The sequence below is a fragment of the Nitratifractor salsuginis DSM 16511 genome (assembly GCF_000186245.1).
GTDB classification, from domain to species: domain Bacteria; phylum Campylobacterota; class Campylobacteria; order Campylobacterales; family Sulfurovaceae; genus Nitratifractor; species Nitratifractor salsuginis.
Map to the genome: position 1 here is coordinate 1119182 of NC_014935.1, position 16159 is coordinate 1135340.

A 16159-nucleotide genomic window follows, 5' to 3' on the forward strand; every position below is an offset into this window, starting at 1 on the left:
TTTTTATGAATCTTAGCACAAAAAAAGTGAACCTTTCTTAATCGCTAAAACTCCCTTTTGTAAATAATATCCACACTCTGCGATTCACTTCCGATACTGATGTCTGTTTGGGTATGTTCCGAATGTTTGATCCGCACGATAACCTTGGGTTCCAGTGAACGTTGATCGTAGAGAATGGTGATGCGTTTGGTGATCTTTTTGCCCACTTCGAATCCCGCGGTTGTCACGATGAGTGTATCGACTTTCAGACCGATATTTCCGAGAATCGACTTGGCGATTCCTCCGCCGACCATCGACATCATATCTTCGGCATTGTTGCCCGTATCCTCCGTATCGAAAAGGATAAAAGAGAGGATCTGGCTTTGCGTCATATAGGGGTCGCTGGAGAAGTTGATATTCGGTTCGGTAGCCACGCCGTTGACTCGGATATAGATCGTTTTGCTGTAGCGACGATAGACAAGGTTGATATCCAGAAGCGGCTGGGTCGGTTTGCCGGTGAAATTGACGCTGCTCTCTTCGAGAACGAATTTTTTCCCTTCAAAAATATAGTAGCCGTTTTTCGCCAGTTTTACAGACCCGAGAAGCTGCAAATCCCCGTTGTATGGTTTGATGACGCTCAATTGAGGGCGAATCTCCACAAAGACATCTTTCTGCTTGAAAAAGAGCGGCTTTTTGGTCTTGATAAACAAGGTGATCTGCACATTTTTCCTGAAGAAACTCTCTTCGTTTTTTTTCTGGTGCTGAACGATGATGATATCTTCATCCGTCGCGTAATGTTTCGCCTGCAAATCGTACATCACGTTTCCGCCCAGGATCGTCACGGTGCCCTTCGTATCGATCTTATCTCCGTTGATCTTCGTTTTGATGTCGATGGCGGCATCGAATTTCGCATTTTCGTGAATCACTTTGAAACGGGCCGCTTTCGCAACGATCTCACCCTCTTTCTTTTTGAGATCGTAGGCCCCGGTCACCTTCAGTGAATCGTTCACCCAGAAGGCGTCGATTACAATACGATCTTTTGCCATTCGGATACGGCTCGGTTTGGTGGCGAAGATCTTCATTCCCGCCGTTTCAAGAGAGTATTTCTTGATGATGAGCGTTTTGTTTTTCACGTCGGCACCGAGCACGATATCGATATTTTTGATCGGCGCTTTGATCCGGGCATTGTCATCGGGCACGAACTGTTTGGATTTGAGTTCGAGGCTTGCTTTGGAGAGTTTCTCGATCTTCAATTTCATCTTCAGGTCACCGTCGAGTTTGGGGATCTCCACACGGTAGATAGCGGTGAGTTTTTTGGTCAATGTTTTGACCGATGGGGTTAGAAGCGTGGCGGTGATCGTCTCTTTGGGGTTTCCTGCCACTTTGATCTTGCTTCCCGCCAAATCGATGAGCCCCGCAATTTTTTCTGCCGCAGTATCGTACTCCACATCGGCTTTGATCGCTTTGCTCGCCAGGGAGAGTTTGATGACCCTTTTGTCCATTTTTCCCTTGAGCTTGAGGGGATCGAGGGCGGAGAGATTCAGGTTGGGCAGGGCTTTTTTGAGCAGAGAATCTTTCGGGAAGCGGGTAAGTGCGCTCAAGGTGACATTGCCGTCGTAGAGAAGGTGGGCATCGAGATTTGCGACATTGGAATGGAGTTTGATCGCCGTATCCAGCGGGAGCGGCTTGGCAAAATCGACCGGCGTGCGAAGATCGAGAGAGAGTTGCGCACCCTGCAGCTTCGGAGGCAGCTTGATATAACGGGCCAAGCGGATGGGGGCTTTACTCTCGAGCTTCAAGAGCCCCTTTTTGAAGTCTCGGCTGACAAAAGAGCCCTGCAATGCCCCGGCATCGAGCTTCGCCAGGACGGAGTGGAGATCCCCCGCAAAATCGATCCGCGGCGCCCCGAGCAACTTTTGGATCTTGGGATCGCCCAATTCGACTCCCGGGGTTTCGAGGTATCCCCGATAGCCCAAGGCTCCCCTGGTGCCAGGTTTGAGTTCGGCGTGGAGTTTCAGAGGCGCATAGGGGGTCGAGAGATTCGCATCGTTCGAGACCGAGAAGCGCCCTTTGGCGAGATTGAAATGAAACTGTGTTACTGAACGATTGATATCCACGTTGAAGCTGCTGTTGCGATCCGCCAAGATCTTTTCGGCGTGGAAAGAGGCTTGCAGGATGACATTCTCGGCATCGGCCGTTCCGCTAAGAACAATCGGGCTAAAGGCCTCCGCACGGAGCGGGAGCCGGTAAGTCGAGAAGAGCGATTTGGCAAGGAGAATACGGTTTTTTCCGGGAGGGTTTAAAAGAAGCCGGTTCTCCTTTATGACGCCCGTAAGCTCCATATCTGCCAGGTTGGATTCGATCCGGGCGTGGAGCTTTCCACTCTTGGCCAGCAACTGTGTCAAGTCGACGTACATCTGCTCCAGCTCGATCCGGGAGCGCCGTGTCTGCAAGGGCTCCAGATGAAAGGGTTTTGTCTCGACCGATGCTTGATCGACGAGCAGTGTCGAAGGGAGGAAGGGGAGTTTCAACCCTTTGCTGACTGCCCCCTTCTCTTTCGGGGAGATAGGGGCATTGTCGGATACCTTTTGCGTCGCTGCTGAAGCTTTCGGCTTTTGAAACCGTTTGAGCCATTGCCTGATCCGCTCAAGATCCACATCGCTCAAGGCAAAATTCTCGATATGCACAAGCTTGGGCTCCAGCGATGCCTTCAGAGCCGTATGAGCCAACGGCGTATCGATCGACGCTTCCAGGAGCTTAGCCAGCGCCCTCTCCTCGTGGAGGTCCAATTTGGCATTCTCAATCTTCGCTGTGGCGGAACGGATCGAAAGCCCTTCGATCTCTTCAGGCTTGAGCTTGAGCTGCAACTGCCTGATCTCGATCGTGCGGGGGACAAAGGGGAGCGAATCCAAAGCCGTTTTTTTCGCCGGGGTGGGATGAGTTTCAGGAGCCGGCCTGGCTGTGGCTGTAGCGTTCTTCTCTGTCTCCTTCGATCCGGCCAAAGCGATCATTCCGTTGGCATCCAGATCGGAGACGGTTCCGTTATCCAGGATGAGGCGCCCTTTTTTGGCGTGGAGTTTCAGTCGGATCTGAGCCAGATTGCTTTGCAACTCGGCTCGCATCGCCCCTTCGCGGATACGCAGATGCTCCAGGTCCACATCCAAGCCCTGCCCTTCGACAGCTGTCTTTTGGAGATGGACCCCCTTCATTACGTCATAGGGGCGCATCGATAGCCGAACCTTTCCGGCGTGGATCCGTTTGGGGAGGAAGATATCTTCGGATGCCGGAGCGGCCGTCACATTGTTTTCACTTGACGGCTCCACTTTTTTCGTCGATGAGGCCGCTGTGGGTTCTTGCGATCCCAGATAGGCGATGAGATGTTCCAGCCGCGTCATATCCAATCCGTCGACGTTCAGATAGCGCACATCGAGAAAGCGTTTGTGGTAAGTGCCTTCGAACGCCACCTGGCCGATCGAGGTCTCGGCGAGCTGATTGAGCGTGCCCACATTGAAGCGTTCGCCGTCGTAGTAGATCGAATCGATACTGAGCTCCTCTTTTGAGACGTGGATCCCGTACCGATCGAAGGGCAGGAGTGTCAGTCGGATATCCTCGAGTTCGATATTCAGCGGGAGGGAAAAACCGCTTGATTCCGTCTCTTCTTCACTCTGACCCTCGGAAGGAGCCGTGAACTCTTTGATCATCTCCTCCAAGGCGGAGACATTGACATCCAAAACCTGCAGCTGTGAGAGGGTGAGCGTTTTTTTCAGCAGTGTATAGGGATTGATGCGGACTTTGATCCGGCTGGCCAATCTTTTCCCGCGGTAGCTGGGATTGTCGATCTCGATCCCCTTCAGCGGGTTTCCTCTGATCTTCTCATAGTCGATATGGTATCGGGGCAAATATTTTCCGGCGAGTTTGTCGATGACATAGGGAGAGTTTACCGTCAGGTAGAGCGCCGTAAAGAGGAGAAAGATAACCAGAGCTGTACCGATGAGAAACTTTTTCAAAAGGACTGTCCTATCATAATGGAAATACGATTGATCCCCGGGTCGTGAATATTGGCCCCGAAATCGAGCTTCAGGGGCCCGACGGGCGTCATATAGCGGATCCCTGCTCCGGCGGTCTGGATCCAGGAGGCCCCGGTGATACTGTAGGGGTCTTCGGCGATCAAGGTCGCATCGTAGAAGATCCCGCCGTAGAGGTCACCCCAGATGGGGTATTGGGCTTCGGCGGTGAAATTGAGCCAGGTCCGGCCGCCAAGGCCGCGGTCGCGGGTGGGGCTTACGGTCAATCCGATGTCGCGCTCTCCGTAGGCGCGGTTGCTGTACTCTCCGCCGGCATAAAAATATTTCGAAGCGGGCAGCAGGGTCCCCGTATCTTCGATCACTCCGGCCTTCCCCACCCCGGCAAGGGTCAACAGGCCGAAACTCTTGATGTAATGCCCCTCCAGAATGGCTTTGTAGTAGGGAGTATTCTCTTCGTCACCCATACTGTATCCATACTCCAGATATCCCGAGAGATAATAGCCGTTGCGGGGATCGGTTTTGGAATCCCTGCGATCGTAGTTCAGATGCATATATCCATAGAACAGATTGAAATCTCCCGGATAGAAATCCTTCTCTTCCGATCGATCGGGAGTTTCTGTTTCCGAGATACGCAAAAATTCATAGCGCAGCCCCAGATCATACGACCACTCTCCATCGTCATAGCCCAGTTTCGTATCCAGATAGAGCATCTGTTCGTCGTAAAAATCGTAGGCCTCTTTCCGATAACCGCCGTCGGCATAGAGATCGATATAGCGGTCCCACACTTGAAAAAGAGCCGGCTGGAAGAAGTTGACCGTCAGTTCACTCTTTTCGGCGGAATATTGCGCCACGACCCCCACTTTTCTCCCGTCGCCCATAAAGTTGAAATGGTCATACGTCGCCCGGGCCCGAAAACCGTCGACGGTGTCGTAACCGACCGAAACGGTGTAGCGTTGCATCTTCTGTTTCAAGCGGGCATAGACTTCGGGGCGCACTTCGTTGAAGTATTTGATATCGGTATTGATCACCGTTTGGCCAAAGATCCCCAGCTGATTGAGCGCGGCGTAGCTCTCATTGACCCGTTCGGTGGTGAAGAGATCGCCGGGGCGGTAGCGCATCCGAGAGAGAATCACCGCATCCCGAAGCCCCTCGGGCTTCTCTTTGATCGTCGTATTCCCGAAATGGCAGAGATCCCCTTTGTTCAATCGATAGACCAGGTCTACGCTCCGTCGGTCCAGATCCACATAGGCTTTGGTATCGAGGTCGTAACTGCAATACCCTTCTTTGAGCAAAGCAGTCTTTATCTTGCTTTTGATATCAACAAACTGCTTCGTTTTGAAAGGATCGCCTTTGTGAAAAGTGATGTAGTCTTCGATGGGGAAGTCGCTGCTGACATTAATATCCTTGACGACGACCGGTTTGCCCTCGTGAACGATGATTATCAGTTTGTCGGGACTCTTTTTGATTTCGAATGTGGCATCGTAATACCCCTGGCTGTCGAGCCATCCCCGCAACGTATCGGGAATAGCGGGGATGAGCTTTTCCGGGATTTTGGGGGTATGGTCCCCCCAGAAGATATACCAGGGATTGACCTCCGCTCCGATGACTTTGAGCAGTTCGTCGGGATCGAGCTCTTTGAGCCCTTTGACTTCGACGGGAACCTTGCGGACCGTTTTCTCCTCTTTGACGGAGCTATTGGACTCGGAGGGGTCAGGGGCAGCTTCGAGTGTCCCCGAGAGGAGCGTCAACGCCAGGATAAAAAGAAAAAGGCGAGCGAGCGTCATACGCCAAGCCTTTCGGAGCTTTCTTGCAAAAGGCTCAGGTCGATGATCCGGTCGCAGGCCCAGCGGGCCAGGTCCATATCGTGGGTAATCAGCAGGATCCCTACCCTGTCCAACAGTTTGATCAAAAGTTTCATCGTCTCCAGCTGGGTAATGTTGTCCAGGGCGCTGGTGGGCTCGTCGCAAAGCAGGAGATCCGGATCCATCCGCAGCGCTCTGAGGATGCTGCAGCGCTGGAGTTGTCCTCCGGAGAGTTCGTGGGGATATTTGCCCAAGAGATCTCTATCCAGGCCCAGCGCCGCCACCTGCCTGGGATCTTCCGGCAGGGTCGCCACCTCGTCGATCTGGCGGTCGATGGGATAGGAGGGGTGGAAGGAGCTGTAGGGGTCCTGGAAGATCCAGCCGAGCCGCCCGTGCTCGATGCGGCCCTTTTGGGGTTTGAGGTTTCCGGCGATCAGCTCGAAGAGGGTGGATTTTCCACTGCCGCTGGGACCGACGATCCCGAGACACTCTCCCCGTCTCAGCTCCAGGGAAAATCCGTCATAGATCTGCCTGCTGTCGGGATAGGCGAAACTCAGCCCTTCGATCCGCAATACGGTCTCCTCTTCCTTTCGCACTAGCGCGTCTGCCCCTCACCGTAGATTTTGTATTTGTAAGTGGTCAGCTCGTTGATCCCCATCGGGCCGCGGGCGTGGAGTTTGTTGGTGGAGATCCCTACTTCCGCACCGAAGCCGAAGGCCCCGCCGTCGGTAAAGCGGGTCGAAGCGTTGACATAGACGCAGGCGGCGTCCACTTCGTCGAGGAATTTCTCCGCCGCACGGTAATCCTCGGTGATGATCGCTTCGGAGTGGCCCGAACCGTGACGGCGGATATGGGTGATGGCTTCGTCGATGTTCTCCACCACCTTCACCGCCAGGATATTGGCCAGATACTCGGTATCCCAATCCTCTTCGGCCGCCAGCGCCGCGTCGATGATCCCGCACGCCTCCTCGTCGGCCCGCAGTTCCGTTCCCGCCGCGCGGAAGGCTTCGTAAGCTTTGGGGAGGAAATCCCGGGCGATGGCCCGATCGACCAGCAGCGTCTCCATCGCGTTACAGACCCCGGGGCGGTCGCACTTGGCGTTGAGGGCGATCTTGAGCGCCATCTCCTGATCGGCGGCCCGGTGGACGTAGGTATGGCAAAGCCCCTTGTCGTGCTTGACCACGGGGACGGTGGCGTTTTCGGAGACGTAGCGGATGAGTGTCTCCCCGCCTCTCGGGACGATCAGGTCCACATAGCGGTCCTGCCTGATGAGATAGGCCACCCCCTCACGGCTGCTGTCGGGAAGCAGGGAGATGATTTCCCTCGGCAGCCCCTCCGCCTCCAACACCCCCTGAAGCACTTCCGCAATCGCCCGGTTGGAGTGTTCGGCTTCCTTGCCCCCTTTGAGGATGGCGACGTTGCCGCTTTTGAAACAGAGCGCCCCCACGTCGGCGGTGACGTTGGGGCGGGATTCGTAGATCACCCCGACCACTCCGATGGGGACGGAGACCTTTTCGATCCGCAGGTTGGCGTCGTTGCGCCACCCTTCCAGGACTCGCCCTACCGGCTCTCTAAGTGCGGCGATCTCCCGCAGGGAACGGGCCATCGCCTCCACCCGTTTCTCGTCGAGAAAGAGGCGATCCTTCAGAGCGCTGCTCAGCTCATTTTCTTCAGCCGCTGCCATATCCTTGGCATTGGCCTGCAAAATGCTCTCCATCTCCTCTTCCAAAGCGTCAGCCATCTTTCGCAGAACTCTACTTTTGGTCGCTCCATCCAGTGTCGCGATGACCGCGCTGCTCGCTTTCGCTTTTTGCAAAAAACCTTCCATCTTCACTCCTCTGATAATGCGCTCGATTTTTTCTAATATTTTATCCTATCTTTGCGCTATATTTATGTGAAAGCTTTTATAGAAAAAATATGAGTGAAAAGAGATGAAAACAGAGGAGGCTTGATGAGCAAAAAGTTGATCCTGATGCGCCACGCAAAATCGAGCTGGAAAGAGCCATTGCCCGATCAAGAACGCCCACTCAACAAACGGGGCAAACGGGCGGCGAAGATGATCGGAAAGACCCTCGCCGAAAAAGGGATCATTCCGGACTTGATCCTCAGCAGCGACGCCAAAAGGGCCCGAGCCACCGCCAAACGGGTTTTAAAAGCCCTGGATAAAGAGAAAATCGACCTTCAGCTCGACCCGGCACTCTATGCGGCCGATGCCCGGGAGATTCTCCGAGAAATCGAAAAAACGGAGGACAAGATCCAAACACTGATGGTCGTCGCCCACAATCCCGGCATCAGTGAATTGGCGGTGATGCTGAGTGGTGAGGACGCGTTCTCGTGGCTACCGACCGCTGCGGTCGTCGTTCTCGAGATCGATGGGGATTCTTGGAGGGAGATCGCTCCGGGTAAGGCGAAAGTGCTTCTTCACCTCATTCCCCGGGAGTGGGAGAAGAGTTGAGGCTCTCTTACTTCTTGGCTTTCGCTTCGAGCTCTTTGGCCCGTTGGGCGACCGCTTTTTTCAATTCATTGGCATGCTTGGCGATGCGCTGCTGAGCCAGGAGCATACTGAGCTGGGTCAGGCGGGGCAGAACGCTTAGGGATTTCTGACCCAGTTTCGTGGAGTAGAATTTGGCCAATTCGTGCATCTCCTCGGGGCTAAACGCCTGAGCGTAGAGCTTCGCCAAATCCTTTTTCATATCTTCCCACTTGGTATATTTGTGGAAAAAGTCCTTGTAGATATCCTCGTAGGGAGCCATCGCGGGCTGACGCTTGAGCTGGATCTCCAGGGAACGGTCAAGCGCCGTGCGGATTCCCTCTTTCATTTTCAGCGCCTTGAAAAGTTCATAAGCCGCTTTTTCCGCTTCGGGGGTCAGGGGCTTGAGCTTGGGAGCCTGTGTTTTTTTGGCCGCGGGAGCCTCTTTGGGACCGGCCATCAGTGCGGAGCCACCGAAGAGCAGGGAAATTGCCAGGAGCGTTTTCATCGAAGTTTTGATCATTTGATTCCTTTGAATATAGATAATATGGCGAAAGATTAGCGAAGATTGGTTAACTGAAAATTATCGGGAAGTAAGGCACCGACGGCTTCACGGGGTGCCTGGATCAGGAGGGGGTGCTTTTGGGGATCGAGCCAACGCATAATGCCTCGCAAATCACCGACGGACATTGCGGTACACCCCACGGTTGGCTTACCGTCCCTGCGTTTGATATGCATAAATATACAACTGCCGGCTCCGGGGATCCTCCCCGGATTGTGGGCGACAAAGATCCCGTAGCGGTAGAGCCCGCTGGGGAATTTCATCCGCTCGTAGCTGCGGTAATCGAGCCCAACGCGGCGGCTGTCGATGATCCGATTGTAGCTGCGGGAGTGGGGATCGTCGACACAGCGGCTGAAGCGATCCATCCGCCGGTAGGGATAGCGAAACTCGGACGCACCCTCTCCGAAAAGAAAAGGCAGTTCAAAGACCCCCGCGGGGGAGCGCTTGTCCCCTTCACGCTTGAGCGCTCCTCTGGCAGGGGCCGGCAGAAGCCTGCGCCCCCAGGCCATCCCGCGGCTGCCCAGCTTGACCGGGATCGCGGCGCCGACACGCTTCCAGCTCCTGCCATGCCTCTCCCACCGGGTGAGAGTCCCGTGGTCCGCCTGCCAACTTGGAGAGACCACGACCAGGAGCTGGCGGGTATCCGAAGGGAGCCTGCCGGCCTGGAGTGCAGAGCTCATCAATAAAATTCCCAGGAGTGTTCCAAATCTCTCAAACAGGCTTTTCATTGGGCCTCCGACGCATTATTCTCTTCGCTCTCTTCGGCGGCATTGGCCTTCTGAATATAGAGGTAGAGCGCGTGGATCTCCTTCTCCGTCAGGAAATAGCGGGGCATCACTCCCCGTCCTTTGAGAACCGCCCGACGAAGAGTCGCCAGATCGCTGTGACGGATATCGGGGCCTTGCAGGACTTTCGCTTTGCCGTGTTCTTTATATCGGGCGATGATCGCCCCTTCTCCGTGATCCCCGTGACAGGGAGCGCAACTGACCCCTCGGGGGTTTTGATAGAGCATCTGTCCGTATTCGAATTCAGAGATAAAATCGTCACTCCAAAGCACCGTAGCCAGGAGCAGAAGCATTCCCCAGATTTTCATCGCCGGCAACCCTTTGTGTTTAAGTCGATTCGATATAATACCCCAAAAATTTCGGCCCCCAATCATCGAGATGTCGGGGCATAGACGAAAGCGAGTAACCATGCAACTCATCGACGGTAAAGCTCTGGCCCAGAAAATCCGCCAAGAGGTCAAAGCGGAAGTGGAAGTCCTGAACCGGGAACACGACATTGTCCCGGGCCTGGCGGTGATCCTGGTGGGCAACAACCCCGCCAGCCAAGCCTATGTGAAGATGAAAGCCAAAGCCTGCAAAGAGGTGGGCTTCTACTCCATCGTCCATGAGATGCCTGAGACCATCAGCCAGGAGGAGATCGTCGCCACCATCGAAATGATGAACGCCAACCCCCGCATCGACGGGATCCTCGTGCAGCTGCCTCTGCCCGAGCACATCGATACCAACCGGATCCTCGAAGTGATCGACCCCGCCAAGGATGTCGACGGTTTCCATCCCTACAACGTCGGCCGCCTCGTGACCAACCTCGACGGCTTCGTCCCCTGCACACCGCTGGGCGTGATGAAGATGTTCGAAGCCTACGACATCGACCTGCAGGGGCAGGATGTCTGCGTCGTCGGGGCCAGCAACATCGTGGGCAAACCCATGGCCGCCCTCCTCCTCAACGCCAATGCCACCGTCACCGTCACCCATATTTACACCAAAGATTTGAAAGCCCATACGTCCCGGGCCGATATCGTCATCGTCGGGGTGGGTGTCCCCGGCCTCATCAAAGCCGATATGGTCAAAGAGGGTGCTGTCGTCATCGACATCGGGATCAACCGCCTCGAGGACGGCCGCTTGGTGGGGGATGTGGATTTTGACGCCGTAGCCCCCAAATGCAGCTACATCACACCCGTTCCCGGCGGGGTCGGCCCCATGACCATCGCCATGCTCCTGAGTAACACCCTCAAAGCGGCCAAGCAGCGGATCGCTCGATGAAAAAATTTGCCCGCGGCCTCTACCGTTTTTCCAGCAGTTGGACCGGGACGATCATCATCGTCCTCCTTCTGATCTTCTTCGTCGCCCAATCCTTCGTCATCCCCAGCGGTTCGATGAAGCGCACCCTCCTCATCGGGGATTTCCTCTTTGCCAAGAAGTTCAGCTACGGGATCACCATTCCCGAGCTCCCCTGGGTGGGGCTCAAGCTCCTGCCCGACTTCCGCGGCGACGGCCACCTGATCGACGGGCCCCGTCCCAAGCGGGAAGATATCGTCATCTTCTACGTCCCCAAGGACCGCAAAACCCATTTCGTCAAACGTTGTGTCGCGGTGGGCGGGGATGAGATTCTCTACTACGACAAACACCTGCTGATCCATTTCCACGAGGGCGACGAGTACATCCGCAGCCACTACCCCGCCCGCAAGATCGTTACCGTCCTCGGCAAACTGTGGGTGGTCAACCCCTACAAGGACAAATATCCCGGCATCCAGTACAAACCCGAGTACAACGGCAACAGCTTCCTGATGCTCCTCTATCGCAGCCCCCAGGTCGATATGAAACCCCTCTTCCTCCCCGAACTCAAGGCTCCGGCCTACAGCATGGGAGGCACCCCGGTGAATGTCTTTTACAAAAAGGTGGAGCCTGATCATTACTATATGATCGGGGACAACCGGGACAATTCCGAAGACAGCCGCTTCTGGGGATCGGTCCCCTACAGCCTCATCATCGGCAAGCCCTGGGTCATCTACTTCAGCATCGAATACCGCAGCTACGACCGGGTCATGTACGGCAAAGGCGGCGGCCGCGATCATCAGGCGCTTCGCAAAGTCTGCGGTGATCTGCCTCTGGACTCCAAGGAATGCCGCGAAGCCTGGGACAAACACCGCTTCACCGTCCGTTGGGACCGGGTTGGGCGCAACGTCGACCGTTTTCAGTTCGAAGTCCCCAAGGATGACTGATGAGTGAATTGGAGCTCCTCAAGATCATCGCCTCGATCCTGGCGCTGATCGTCTCCGTGGTCGGGCACGAGATCATGCACGGATGGGTCGCCTACCGCTACGGGGATATGACCGCCAAACTCCAGGGGCGTCTCAGCATCAACCCCATCCGGCATATCGATCCTGTGGGGACCATCCTCGTTCCTGCATTGCTCTACGCGATGCACGCTCCTTTCCTCTTCGGATGGGCCAAGCCCGTTCCCATCGATATGAACACCGTCCTGCGCAAGGGCGGTTACGGCGCTGCCGTCGCCGTGAGCCTCGCCGGGATCACCTACAATTTCGCCCTGGCGATCCTGGCGGCGACCCTTCTGCCTCTGGCCTGGCCGCCCCACGGGATGCTGGGGGCCTTTGTCTACCTCTTCCTGGCCCAGAGTGTGATGATCAACGTGGTGCTGGGGGTCTTCAACCTCTGGCCCATCCCGCCTCTGGATGGTTCCCAGGCCCTGCGCTTTTTCGCCGCGAAGATGGGTTGGAGAGGCTTCGTGGAAGCCTACGAGAAGATCTATCCCTACGGGATGATCATCCTTTTCGCCATCCTCTTCACCCCCTTGGCAGATATACTTTTCGCCCCCGTCGGCTGGATCCTCAAATGGATCATTCCAGGGTAATGACGATGATTGAAAGTCACAAAAATACAGTGCATAGATCGCGTTGCGTAGCAACGCTTACCACAATTACTCATTACTCATTACTCATTAAAAAAGGAGAAACCATGAAATTCTACATCGCGACCGACCACGCCGGATACCACTACAAAGCCGAAGTCATCGAGTATGTCAAATCCAAAGGCCACGAGATCGAGGATCTCGGCCCCTACACCCCCGACCGGGTCGACTATCCCGATTACGGCCGCAAATGCGCCGAAGCGGTCAAAGCCGACGAAGGAAGCTTCGGGATCATCATCTGCGGCACCGGGATCGGCATCTCCATGTCAGCCAACAAAGTCCCCGGCATCCGGGCGGCCCTCTGCCACGATGCCTACACCGCCACCATGGCCCGCGCCCACAACAATGCCCAGATCCTCGCCTTCGGTGAGCGGGTCGTCGGTATGGGGGTCGTCCAGAGCATGATCGATGCCTTCATCGAAACCGAATTCGAAGGCGGCCGCCACGAGCGACGTGTCGAAAAGATCAACGCCATCGACGAAGAGTACCGCTGTAGCTGACCAGCTATGAGCCGTGTCCTTTCAACCGGGATCACCGATGAAGAGGAGATCCGCCGGATCTTGCGCGATGAAGGCTATACCAACATCTTCCGATGGTGCGACAGCGCCGGCACCCGTTACGGGGAGCATACGCATCCTCATCAGGAAGTGCGCTGGGTCCTCTCCGGCACCCTAGAGATCATCAAAGGGGGAATGACCCTTCGTCTCAAAAGCGGCGACCGACTCGATTCAGCGCCCGACACACCTCACAGCGCCTATGTGCCCGAAGACTGCTGCTATCTCTGTGGCAGCAAATAAATCATCTAGGCAAAGCACATAAAACATTCAGCCGCTCTTTTCGTCACTGCATAAGCCATTCCAATGCCTCAAACGACCCGGCCCCATCGCTTTTTTACCCCCTCTTGGATATAATCGCGTCAATTTATGAGTGCCCGGCGCCCGGCGCCCGGCATTGAGAAGGACAAAGCATGAGTGAAAACAAGAAGAATCATTACGATCCCAAAGCGGTCGAAAGCGACTACTACCGCCTTTGGGAAGATCGGGGCTATTTCGAGATCGACGGCAACAAAGCGATCCAGCAGGAGGGCAAGACCTTCTGCATCATGATGCCCCCGCCCAACGTCACCGGGCATCTGCACATCGGTCATGCCCTCACCTTCACCCTCCAGGACATCATCGTCCGCTACAAGCGGATGGACGGCTACAAGACCCTCTGGCAGCCCGGCACCGACCACGCCGGTATCGCCACCCAGAATGTCGTGGAGAAGCAGCTCCTCGAGCAGGGCAAAACCAAAGAGGAGATCGGCCGGGAAGCCTTCCTGGAGTTGGCGTGGAAGCAGAAGGAGAACTCCGGCAACGCCATCACCGCCCAGCTGCGGCGCCTGGGGGTCTCCCCCGCCTGGAGCCGGGAGCGCTTCACGATGGATGAGGGCCTGGCTAACGCCGTCAAGCACGCCTTTAAGAAGATGTACGACGAAGGTTGGATCGTCCAGGGTAACTATATGATCAACTGGTGTACCCACGACGGGGCACTGAGCGACATCGAAGTCGAATACGAAGAGCACGAGGGCAAACTCTACTACATCCGTTATCCTCTGAGCGACGGCAGCGGGCACGTGGTAGTAGCTACGACCCGTCCCGAGACCTTCTTCGGGGATACCGCCGTCATGGTCAACCCCGCCGATGAACGCTACAAAGATCTTGTTGGCAAAAGCATCCTCCTGCCCCTGGTCGGCCGGGAGATCCCCATCATCGCCGACGAGCATGTCGATATGGAGTTCGGGACCGGTGTGGTCAAAGTCACCCCCGCCCACGACCCCAACGACTACGAAGTGGGCCTGCGCCACGGCCTGGACTTCATCACCGTCTTCGACGAGAACGGTATCCTCAATCAATACGCCGGGGAATTCGCCGGGATGGAGCGGCTGGAAGCCAGAGAACCCGTGGTCGAAAAGCTCAAAGAGGAGGGCTACCTCGAAAAGGTTGAAGAGCACCGCCACCAAGTCGGCCACTGCTACCGCTGCAAAAACATCGTGGAACCCTATGTCTCCAAGCAGTGGTTCGTCAAAAAAGAGTTTGCCGCCGATACGATCCGCCGGGTCAATGAAGGGGAAGTCCGTTTCTTCCCCGAGCACTGGATCAACAGCTTCAACGCCTGGATGCGAGACCTGCGCGACTGGTGCATCAGCCGCCAGCTCTGGTGGGGCCATCAGATCCCGGTGATGTACTGCGACGACTGCGGCCATCAGTGGGCCTTCGAAGGAGAGCGGCCCACTGAGTGCCCCAAATGCGGCAGCCACAATATCCATCAGGACCCCGACGTTCTCGATACCTGGTTCAGCTCCGGTCTCTGGCCCTTCTCGACCCTGGGCTGGGGCAACGGCGAAGCGCTGAAGGGGGTCAAGTGGTTCGAAAACGATCTGAAAGAGTTCTACCCCAACTCCCTGCTCATCACCGGCTTTGATATCCTCTTCTTCTGGGTAGCCCGGATGCTGATGATGGGTGAGAAGCTCACCGGCGAGCTTCCTTTTCCCCACGTCTATCTCCACGCCCTGGTCAAAGACGAGAAGGGGGAGAAGATGTCCAAATCCAAGGGCAACGTCATCGACCCCCTGGTGATGATCGACAAATACTCCGCCGACGCTCTGCGCTTTACGCTGGCGGTGCTGGCGGTCCAGGGGCGGGATATCCGCCTCAGCGAAGAGAAGCTGGAGCAGAGCCGCAACTTCACCAACAAGCTCTACAACGCCGCCAATTATCTGCTGATGAACGTCGAGTGCTTCGATGAGCTCGATCCCGAGAAGATCCAAACCCCTCTGGGGCGCTATATGCTCAGCCGCTTCTATCTGGCCGTAGAAGAGACCCGCAACTACATCGACCAGTACCGCTTCAACGACGCGGCGACCATCCTCTACCGCTTCCTCTGGGGTGAGTTCTGCGACTGGGGCATCGAGCTGAGCAAAGCCGACCGCGCCAGCGTGCCCGAGTTGGGAAGCATCTACCGCGAATCGATGAAGCTGCTGCATCCCTTCATGCCCTACCTCACTGAGTATCTCTATCAGCGCCTCGGCAGCACCGACCTGGAGCAGAGCGAATCGATCATGATCCGCCCCTACCCCCAGGCGGGAGAGCCTGATGAGAAGATTATGGAAGAGTTTGCCCTGGCCATCGAAGCCATCGTCTCCATCCGCCGCTGCAAAACCTTGGTGGACAAAGCCAACCAGCGCATCGAGAAAGCTTACGTCAAATTCAATGCCGAGGATCTCGATACCGAACTGATGAAACCCTTCATCGAAAAGCTGGCCAAAGTGGATGAAGTGGAATTCGTCCGCCACAAGCCCGAACAGGCCGTCACCGACGTCAGCGACCACCTGGAGAGCTACATCTCCACCGCCGATATCGATATGGGCCCCATCATCGAAAAGCTCGAGAAGCAAAAAGCCAAACTCGAAAAAGAGATCGCCAAACTCTCGGGCATGCTGGGCAACGAAAAATTCGTCGCCAATGCCCCCGAACAGGTGATCGAGCAGAACCGCAAAGCCCTGGCCGAAGCGGAGCAGAAGCTAGAGAAGGTCAAAGGGGAGCTTGCCGGCCTGCGCTAGCCGTTGTAA

Annotated in this window: 14 protein-coding genes; 7 read left to right on the forward strand and 7 right to left on the reverse strand. The window is 55.9% G+C overall.

Annotated features, from left to right (window positions below; genetic code table 11):
- Positions 1-44: 44 nt before the first annotated feature.
- Genes NITSA_RS05655 through NITSA_RS05670 form a run of 4 tightly spaced genes read right to left on the reverse strand, consistent with a single transcriptional unit; the run spans position 45 to position 7634 of the window.
- On the reverse strand, positions 45-3986 hold the full coding sequence (locus tag NITSA_RS05655; protein ID WP_013554056.1) for a translocation/assembly module TamB domain-containing protein: 3942 nt from the start codon (positions 3984-3986) through the stop codon (positions 45-47).
- Positions 3983-5788 (reverse strand): autotransporter assembly complex protein TamA, encoded by a 1806-nt coding sequence (locus tag NITSA_RS05660; RefSeq protein WP_013554057.1) that lies wholly within the window; start codon positions 5786-5788, stop codon positions 3983-3985. Before NITSA_RS05660 ends, NITSA_RS05655 begins: the two co-directional genes overlap by 4 nt.
- Entirely contained in the window at positions 5785-6402 is a 618-nt protein-coding gene (locus tag NITSA_RS05665; RefSeq protein WP_013554058.1) for an ABC transporter ATP-binding protein, read from the reverse strand. Before NITSA_RS05665 ends, NITSA_RS05660 begins: the two co-directional genes overlap by 4 nt.
- On the reverse strand, positions 6402-7634 hold the full coding sequence (locus NITSA_RS05670; protein WP_013554059.1) for a glutamate-5-semialdehyde dehydrogenase: 1233 nt from the start codon (positions 7632-7634) through the stop codon (positions 6402-6404). Before NITSA_RS05670 ends, NITSA_RS05665 begins: the two co-directional genes overlap by 1 nt.
- 123 nt (positions 7635-7757) lie before the next feature.
- Here NITSA_RS05670 and NITSA_RS05675 point away from each other — a divergent pair, with 123 nt between their 5' ends.
- Positions 7758-8261 carry a SixA phosphatase family protein gene (locus tag NITSA_RS05675; protein ID WP_013554060.1) on the forward strand — a complete coding sequence of 168 codons (504 nt, stop codon included), beginning with the start codon at positions 7758-7760 and terminating at the stop codon, positions 8259-8261.
- Positions 8262-8268: 7 nt separating this feature from the next.
- On the opposite strand, the gene NITSA_RS10875 is transcribed toward NITSA_RS05675, so the two are convergent.
- From NITSA_RS10875 to NITSA_RS05690, 3 genes are read right to left on the reverse strand one after another with little or no spacing between them, the layout of a single operon-like run.
- Positions 8269-8799: a DUF2059 domain-containing protein gene (locus NITSA_RS10875; RefSeq protein WP_013554061.1), complete on the reverse strand. Its 531-nt coding sequence runs from the start codon at positions 8797-8799 to the stop codon at positions 8269-8271.
- A 35-nt stretch (positions 8800-8834) separates the two neighbouring features.
- Positions 8835-9566 (reverse strand): L,D-transpeptidase family protein, encoded by a 732-nt coding sequence (locus NITSA_RS05685; RefSeq protein WP_013554062.1) that lies wholly within the window; start codon positions 9564-9566, stop codon positions 8835-8837.
- The gene (locus NITSA_RS05690; protein WP_013554063.1) at positions 9563-9931 is read right to left on the reverse strand and encodes a c-type cytochrome; all 369 of its coding nucleotides are present in this window, start codon (positions 9929-9931) and stop codon (positions 9563-9565) included. Before NITSA_RS05690 ends, NITSA_RS05685 begins: the two co-directional genes overlap by 4 nt.
- 100 nt (positions 9932-10031) lie before the next feature.
- On the opposite strand from NITSA_RS05690, the gene folD reads away from it, so the two are divergent.
- The 6 genes from folD (at position 10032) to NITSA_RS05720 (ending at position 16150) form a co-directional block, all read left to right on the forward strand.
- Positions 10032-10883, forward strand: coding sequence for a bifunctional methylenetetrahydrofolate dehydrogenase/methenyltetrahydrofolate cyclohydrolase FolD (gene folD, locus NITSA_RS05695; protein WP_013554064.1), 852 nt, complete (start codon positions 10032-10034; stop codon positions 10881-10883).
- Entirely contained in the window at positions 10880-11842 is a 963-nt protein-coding gene (gene lepB / locus NITSA_RS05700; RefSeq protein ID WP_013554065.1) for a signal peptidase I, read from the forward strand. Before folD ends, lepB begins: the two co-directional genes overlap by 4 nt.
- The gene (locus NITSA_RS05705; protein ID WP_013554066.1) at positions 11842-12492 is read left to right on the forward strand and encodes a site-2 protease family protein; all 651 of its coding nucleotides are present in this window, start codon (positions 11842-11844) and stop codon (positions 12490-12492) included. The genes lepB and NITSA_RS05705 overlap by 1 nt, the downstream gene beginning before the upstream one ends.
- A 104-nt stretch (positions 12493-12596) precedes the next feature.
- The gene (gene rpiB, locus NITSA_RS05710) at positions 12597-13049 is read left to right on the forward strand and encodes a ribose 5-phosphate isomerase B (protein WP_013554067.1); all 453 of its coding nucleotides are present in this window, start codon (positions 12597-12599) and stop codon (positions 13047-13049) included.
- A gap of 6 nt (positions 13050-13055) precedes the next feature.
- The gene (locus NITSA_RS05715; RefSeq protein WP_013554068.1) at positions 13056-13346 is read left to right on the forward strand and encodes a cupin domain-containing protein; all 291 of its coding nucleotides are present in this window, start codon (positions 13056-13058) and stop codon (positions 13344-13346) included.
- A gap of 170 nt (positions 13347-13516) precedes the next feature.
- Positions 13517-16150 carry a valine--tRNA ligase gene (locus tag NITSA_RS05720; protein ID WP_013554069.1) on the forward strand — a complete coding sequence of 878 codons (2634 nt, stop codon included), beginning with the start codon at positions 13517-13519 and terminating at the stop codon, positions 16148-16150.
- Positions 16151-16159: the final 9 nt, after the last annotated feature.